The organism is Photobacterium sp. OFAV2-7 (assembly GCF_022347985.1).
Classification (GTDB): domain Bacteria; phylum Pseudomonadota; class Gammaproteobacteria; order Enterobacterales; family Vibrionaceae; genus Photobacterium.
Genome location: NZ_JAKRFQ010000177.1, coordinates 1 through 7234, shown reverse-complemented (window position 1 = coordinate 7234; position 7234 = coordinate 1). Strand labels below are relative to the sequence as shown.

The following is a 7234-nucleotide window of genomic DNA, read 5'->3' as shown; positions in this document are numbered from 1 at the left end:
AGACTTTCCTGAATTGCAGCCTCAACCTCGGAATCGAGTGCCGATGTGGCCTCGTCGAGGATCAGGATAGGGGCATCTTTTAGCAGCACACGTGAAATAGCCACTCGCTGGCGCTGTCCACCAGAGAGTTTTACCCCGCGCTCACCTACTTGGGCATCGTAACCTGTGTTACCGTGGGGGTCGGTTAGCGTCGTAATAAACTCATGGGCGTGAGCCTTGCGTGTTGCAGCCAGAAGGTCCTCTTCTGTGGCATCCGGGTTGCTGTATAGGATATTGTCACGGATCGAGCGGTGTAACAGCGAGGTATCCTGAGTCACCATGCCGATTTGTCCGCGTAGCGAGTCTTGGGTGACGTCAGCAATGTTCTGGCCGTCGATTCGGATTGCACCGGACTCGACATCATAAAATCGCATCAGCAAGTTCACCATGGTCGACTTACCGGCACCTGAGCGGCCGACCAGCCCGACTTTTTCGCCGGGTTTAATGTTCAGGTTTAGTTTTTCGATAACCCCTTTTTCTTCACCGTAATGGAAGCTGACATCGTCAAACTGGATACCACCCTGATTGACGTCTAGTTTAGGCGCGTTGGGTTTATCTTCGATAGTAACCGGCTGGGCCAGGGTTTTCATTCCGTCGACTACAGTACCTATGTTCTCGAACAGGCCGCCGACTTCCCACATGATCCACTTGGACATGCCGTTAATACGCAATGCCAAACTGACCGCAATGGCGATTGCCCCGATGGTGATAGCGGAATCCATCCATAGCCAAATTGACAGACCGGCAATGGCGAAAACAAGGAGGTAGTTAATGGCTTCGACCGAGATATTGAACCCTGTTACCAGACGCATCTGGCGATAGACCGTATCCATGAATCCGCTCATACCCTGCTCGGCATACTCGGTTTCACGATTGGTATGGGAGAACAGCTTGACGGTTGAGATGTTGGTATAGCTGTCTACGATGCGGCCTGTCATCATTGAGCGCGCATCGGCCTGTTCGGTAGCAACATGTTTGAGCTTCGGCACATAACGCAACTGAATACCGATATAAGCGGCGAGCCAGAGCAGCATTGGCAGCATCAGACGATAATCTGACTGGCCAATCATTACGACCATTGAGGTGAAGTACACCGAGATATAGACCAGTACATCCAACAGCTTCATTACCGTTTCACGTACAGATAGTGCCGTCTGCATAACCTTGGTTGCAATACGGCCTGCAAATTCATCCTGGTAGAACGAGATACTCTGGCGTAACAGATAACGGTGAGCCATCCAGCGAATAGACATCGGGTAGTTGCCGAGCAAAGTCTGGTGCACGATCAGCGAGTGCAGGGTAATGAGCAGGGGAACAACAATCAGCACAAACAGGCCTATGGCCATCAACTTGCCGCCTTCTTCTGCCCAGAATGTATCCGGGTTGTGAGTTGCCAGCCAGTCAACCAATTGTCCCATAAACCCGAAAAGAGACACTTCGACTATCGCGATAAGGGCGCTAAGAATGGACATGGCGATAAGCGGGAGTTCAAACCCACGGGTGTAGTAGCGGCAAAACGCGAATAAACCATTGGGTGGCTGTTCGGGTTCATGCGGTGGAAATGCTGATGACAGCTTTTCAAATCGTTTGTACATAGAATGAAGTTTCCAGTCGAGCTTTATTGTTGAGGCTAAAGCCGGCCAAGCCGGTTGTTGCTGCTAGGGAAGGCGACGATATGGGTAATCGCAGCTTCAAAGGGTCTGGGTGATTAAAACAAATACAAAGTTACTTTATCAGAACTTGTCGTACAATAAACGCCCAGTAATAAAGCCCATTGTACATTTTGATAATGTTAGAATTAAGCCCTGATTCTATTTAATACTTGCCTGATTCTGCTTTATTGAGTCGAAGAAATGTTGGAGAACCCCCGCCATGAAGATTGAACTTATTACTGCAGAGCAGACATTGCCTGTTCGCCACCGGGTACTTTGGCCGGACAAATCGGTCGATTTCTGCCGGGTACCAGAAGATGAAGCAGGGATGCACTATGGGGCTTCCTTTGACGAAAAGCTGGTATGTGTCGCCTCGGTGTTTATTGACGGCCAGAACGCCAGGCTGAGGAAGTTTGCAACTTTGCATGAATACCAGGGAAAGGGGGTAGGAACGCTGGTTATCGAGCGGATTTTGACAGATCTGCAAACCCAAAATATGACTCGTTTCTGGTGTGATGCACGAGAGTCGGCCCGAGGGTTTTATCATCGCTTTGCGATGGAACCGTTTGGTGAGCGGTTTTATAAGGGCGATGTGCCTTATTTTAAAATGGCGGTCGATCTTGCATCTGGTGATATTGCTCCAGAACAGCGCCAAGATAAGGAATTAACTGCATAGCTTTAGCGTTACACTGCCCTTGTAATGACCGTTTCTTTTCGAGTAAGGGTTGTTCATTGAAAACATGACAGGCAAAGGATTTGACATGAAAGAAGCCCGGCAATTGGCATTGGATTTTAAGCCTCTGGTTGAACATGATTTTACGCTTGCAGAATGTCCCCGGTGGGATTGGCGTCATCAATCCTGGTTCTGGGTTGATATTGCCAATGGTGAGCTGTGGCGTTATCGCGATAACCAACTGGCCGTGAGGCGTTGGGATGAACCGCTTGGCTGTGTGGCGATGTGGCAGGAAGAAGGTTACGTGCTTGCAACGAAATCAGGTGTTTATCTATTAACGGACTGGAATGCAGATAGGCAACTGATAGCCCTACTGGTTAAGACACATCCCCGTATGCGTTTCAATGATGGCAGGGCAGCACCCGGAGGGCGTTTTATCGCCGGTACCCGAAACGGGGCAAAAGTCGGCGATAAAGGACAGTTTTACCAGCTGACTGGCGAAGATCAGTTGGCTGCCATGCCGATGTATGCATGGACTTGTAACGGTTTGGCTTTTTCTCCTTGTGGCAAGATTCTCTATTGGGCGGATACCGGATCCAGTGTGATCTACCGAACTGACTATGATCCTGCTACCGGAGCCTATGGTGAGAGTGAGGAATTTGCTGACCTGTCAGTTTTTGAAGGTAGGCCGGATGGTGCCTGCGTGGATAGCCTCGGTGGATACTGGGTTGCGATGTATGCAGGCAAGTCTGTTTTGCGGATCAATACCGAAGGCCAGGTAACGCATGTGGTTCCCGTTCCGGCTGATAACCCGACGATGGTTGCGCTCGGCGGTGAGCAGGGAAATCAGCTGGTGGTGACCAGTGCTGCCAGTGACTCTGATACCGGTGTGGTGTTGACAGCCAGTGTCGAGTGGCAGGGAATAGAAGAACCGCTGGTGACCGTTATCTAGTTGTTTTTACTGAAAGCATTTATCGATTTTAAGCAAAGAAAGGACTTTTCAGCATGGCGAACTACTTGGACGTTGCAGCGAATATCATTGTGATTTGGGTGCTGGCAGCGATAACTCCCGGTGCCAATGTGTTGCTGACGATGAACACGGCATTGCGATTTAAGCGTCGGTTAGCCATCTGGTCGGCATTTGGTGTGAGTATCGCTGTGATGCTGTGGGCAGCGCTGGGGGCGTCCGGGTTATTAATTGTGCTCAAGACATTTCCCTGGTTGTTTACCGTGATGAAGATTACGGGCGGTATGTATCTGCTCTATCTCGGGGTCACACGAATCATTGCGACCAGAAGACAGAACGGGAAAGGGTTGGAGGTAAGCCAGACCCTCACCCCGCTAAAGCCAGTACAGTTATTTCGGCTATCGTTTGTGACTAGTATGATAAATCCCAAGACCGGGCTGTTTGTGGTCAGTTTGTTCTCGGTAGCGATGCCTGCAACGATGACGACAGAATTGACCCTGATGAGTATGGCCCTAATGGGCGGGATCACGCTTGTCTGGCACCTGTTTCTGGTGACTGTTTTTTCTAGACCGTCTGCCCAGCAGTTCTATCGCCGGGCTTCAAATATGATCGATTACCTGACCGGGGGACTGTTTACTCTCTTCGGGATAAAAGTGATGGCGAGCTAATGCTACAGTCCATGATAACCATCTGAAGAAATAAACAGCCAGCCCTCATCATTGAGGGTTGGCTGTTTTAGGCAGGGATTGATTGGGTGTGTACTGTTGGCTTTTATGCTGTTGGTGGCTTTAGAGCGCAGTACGTTTGTACTTCAGGTATTCAGGCTCCCAGAAGGTTGTATCTATTTTTTCTAGCAGTTGCTCGTCACTGCGTTTCGGTGCCTTGTTTTGCTCTACTGCCTTCTTGGCGACGGCCAGGGCAATGTGACGAGATACCTGTTGAATCGCTTCCAATGGTGGCAGAAGGGCACTGTGTCCGTTTTGGGCTAACGGCGAACATTCAGCCAGCGCCCGGCTGCTTTCCATCAGCATTTCGTCGGTGACTCGGCTTGCTCCGCTGGCCAGAACGCCAAGACCTATCCCCGGGAAAATATAGCTATTGTTGCACTGGGCGATAGGGTAGTTCTTACCGTCAAACAGAACCGGGTCGAACGGACTGCCGGTCGCAATAAGCGCATTACCTTCTGTCCAGCGGATAATGTCTGACGGTGTGGCTTCAACGCGGCTGGTCGGGTTGGAAAGGGGCAGTACAATAGGGCGTTTGCAGTGGGCATGCATCTCGGTGATCACTTCCTGGCTGAATAACCCGGGTACGCCTGATACTCCGATCAGTACAGTCGGCTTGGCATTGCTGATCACATCCATTAGTGAAATGCTGTCGGTGTCATTCCACTTATCAACCGTAGCACTCTTCTGTGCCAGTTTTTGCTGGAAACTGAGCAGGTTTTGCATGTTGTCGGTGAGCAGTCCCCAGCGGTCAACCATGAAGATCCGCTCACGGGCTTCATCATCGCTCAGGCCTTCGGAGACCATCTGGGCCACAATGGCTTCGGCAATACCACATCCGGCAGAACCGGCACCGACAAAGGTGACACGCTGTTCAGATAGCTTGGAATTTGCGGCTTTACAGGCTGCAAGCAGGCTACCGACGGTCACTGCTGCCGTCCCCTGGATATCATCGTTAAAACAGCAGACTTTGTCCTTATAACGATTAAGCAAAGGCATGGCGTTCTTTTGGGCGAAATCCTCGAACTGGATCAGGGCATTTGGCCAGCGGCTTCTCACTGCCTGGATCACCTCTTCGACAAAGTCGTCATATTCCTGTCCGGTGATACGGGGATGGCGCCAGCCCATGTACATAGGATCGGATAGTCGCTGAGTGTTATTGGTACCGACATCCAGAACAATCGGTAATGTGTTGGCTGGATTGATGCCGCCACAGGCGGTATAGAGTGCCAGTTTGCCGATTGGAATGCCCATACCGCCGATCCCCTGATCGCCAAGACCGAGGATCCTTTCGCCGTCAGTGATCACAATGATTTTCACATCTTGGCGCGCGGCGTTATTGAGAATATCCACCATACTGCCGCGATCGGGGTAGGCGAGGAACAGCCCACGGCCGCGGCGGTAAATGTTCGAGAACTTCTCGCAGGCAGCACCGACGGTCGGGGTATAGATGATCGGCATCATCTCTTCGATATGATTGACGATCAATCGGTAGTAAAGGGTTTCGTTAGTATCCTGGATATTGCGCAGGTAGATGTGCTTATCCAGATCATTTTTGAACGTCTGGTATTGGCTGTATGCCCGCTCTTCCTGCTCGGTAATGGATTCAATCGTTGCCGGTAGCAGCCCAGTCAGGCTGAAGTTCTGCCTTTCCTCTGGCGAAAAGGCGCTTCCTTTGTTAAGCAGTGCATTTTCGAGCAAGGCTGGACCGGCATAAGGGAGGTATAGCGTTTTATTGTTTTCGTACATGTTGCAATGAATCCTATTGTTTTAAAGCAAGGGCTGTTAAAAACAGCCCTTGCAGTGATAACCAGCAGTGAAGGGGGGGGTTAGGCTGTTTCTTCGACGGGAATTAACTCCTCTCCAGCCTCTTCCGGTGCGTCGGAAACTTTATCAATTAGCAGGGCAATGACACCGTCGCCAGTGACATTACAGGCAGTGCCGAAGCTGTCTTGCGCCAGATGAAGAACAATTTGCAGGGCAATCATTTCTTCAGTGAAACCCAGCATAGAGCCGAGCAGGCCGACAGAGGCCATTACAGCACCGCCCGGCGCTCCTGGTGCTGCCACCATAGTGATACCAAGCATGGCAATAAACGGCAGGGCCTCAAGCAGGCTAGGAACCGGACCTGCACCGGTCATGATAATGACGGCAACTGCAACACTGGCGATACTGATCACCGAGCCTGACATGTGGATGTTGGCACACAGTGGAACAACGAAGTTGGCAATAGAGTTCGAGACGCCATTACGCTTGGTTTGTTGCAAGGTAACCGGCACTGTTGCAGCCGAAGACATTGTTCCGACAGCAGTAAAGTACGCAGGCATCATGGTACGCAGGATGGTCAGCGGTGACTTTTTCAGAGCCACGCCAGCGGTGACGAACTGGAAGCTCAACCAGAACCAGTGCATGGCGACAACAGCAAGCAGCACCAGGCTGAATGTTTTCAGTGTGGCAAATACCGTGCCCTTGATGGTCATGTCGGCAAAGACACCAGCAATATAGAAGGGTAGCGCTGGGATCATGACTTTATTAAGGAATAACTCGATGATATCGCGGCCCTGATCACTGAGCTTTCTTAGTTGCTCGGCACCGGTATTGGAGATCCCAAGGCCAAAAATAAAGGCAATGCTGAGTGCCGTCATAATGTTCATGACTGGCGGGATCTGAAGCGCTAGAAATGGGGAAAGAACAGTTTCGGCTTCTGGGAGCTCACCGGCACCGCTTAGCAAAGCAGGGAACAGGCTCTTTGCCACCATATAAGCAATAATACCTGCGCCTAAGGTGGATAAATAAGCCAGACCAACGGTCTTGCCCAGTAATTTGCCTGAGTTTTTCGGCAGGCTGGCAATGCCGCTGGTAACATAGAAGAGGATTAATAACGGGATGGTAAATTTGATTAGCTGACTAACCAAATATTTAACTGTTATCAGTGCTTGAACGATTATTTCTGGGGCAAACATCCCCATGAGTATGCCTATTAATATTCCACACAATAACTTAATGATTAAGTTCATATTATTGACCTTTAATTTATTAGGATACGGGTTTCTTATAATAATTTGATGGTTTGTTTCTTATTGAATTAAACGATAGATATACGTGTGCCTATCTTGTTATTTATTTTGTTAATACTAAGGGTGAATAATTATTTTTTGATGTTGCATCTGGATGGTAT

At 49.9% G+C, this 7234-nt stretch carries 6 protein-coding genes; 3 read left to right on the top strand and 3 right to left on the bottom strand.

Annotated features, from left to right (window positions below; translation table 11 throughout):
• Positions 1-1634 (bottom strand): ABC transporter ATP-binding protein (locus MHN01_RS11365; RefSeq protein ID WP_239411455.1); only part of this gene is annotated, 1634 nt, incomplete at its 3' end.
• A gap of 277 nt (positions 1635-1911) precedes the next feature.
• Between MHN01_RS11365 and MHN01_RS11360 the strand changes: the two genes are divergently transcribed.
• The 3 genes from MHN01_RS11360 to MHN01_RS11350 all read left to right on the top strand — a co-directional run bounded on the left by MHN01_RS11360 (position 1912) and on the right by MHN01_RS11350 (position 3999).
• On the top strand, positions 1912-2367 hold the full coding sequence (locus tag MHN01_RS11360) for a GNAT family N-acetyltransferase (protein WP_239411454.1): 456 nt from the start codon (positions 1912-1914) through the stop codon (positions 2365-2367).
• Between the two features lie 85 nt (positions 2368-2452).
• Entirely contained in the window at positions 2453-3316 is an 864-nt protein-coding gene (locus MHN01_RS11355) for an SMP-30/gluconolactonase/LRE family protein (protein WP_239411453.1), read from the top strand.
• A 53-nt stretch (positions 3317-3369) separates the two neighbouring features.
• Complete coding sequence (locus tag MHN01_RS11350; protein ID WP_239411452.1) at positions 3370-3999, top strand: LysE family translocator; 630 nt, start codon at positions 3370-3372, stop codon at positions 3997-3999.
• A 120-nt stretch (positions 4000-4119) separates the two neighbouring features.
• On the opposite strand, the gene MHN01_RS11345 is transcribed toward MHN01_RS11350, so the two are convergent.
• A complete protein-coding gene (locus MHN01_RS11345) occupies positions 4120-5805 on the bottom strand; it encodes an NAD-dependent malic enzyme (RefSeq protein WP_239411451.1) in 1686 nt (561 codons plus the stop codon).
• 80 nt (positions 5806-5885) lie between these two features.
• Entirely contained in the window at positions 5886-7073 is a 1188-nt protein-coding gene (locus tag MHN01_RS11340; protein WP_239411450.1) for a dicarboxylate/amino acid:cation symporter, read from the bottom strand.
• Between the last annotated feature and the right edge of the window lie 161 nt (positions 7074-7234).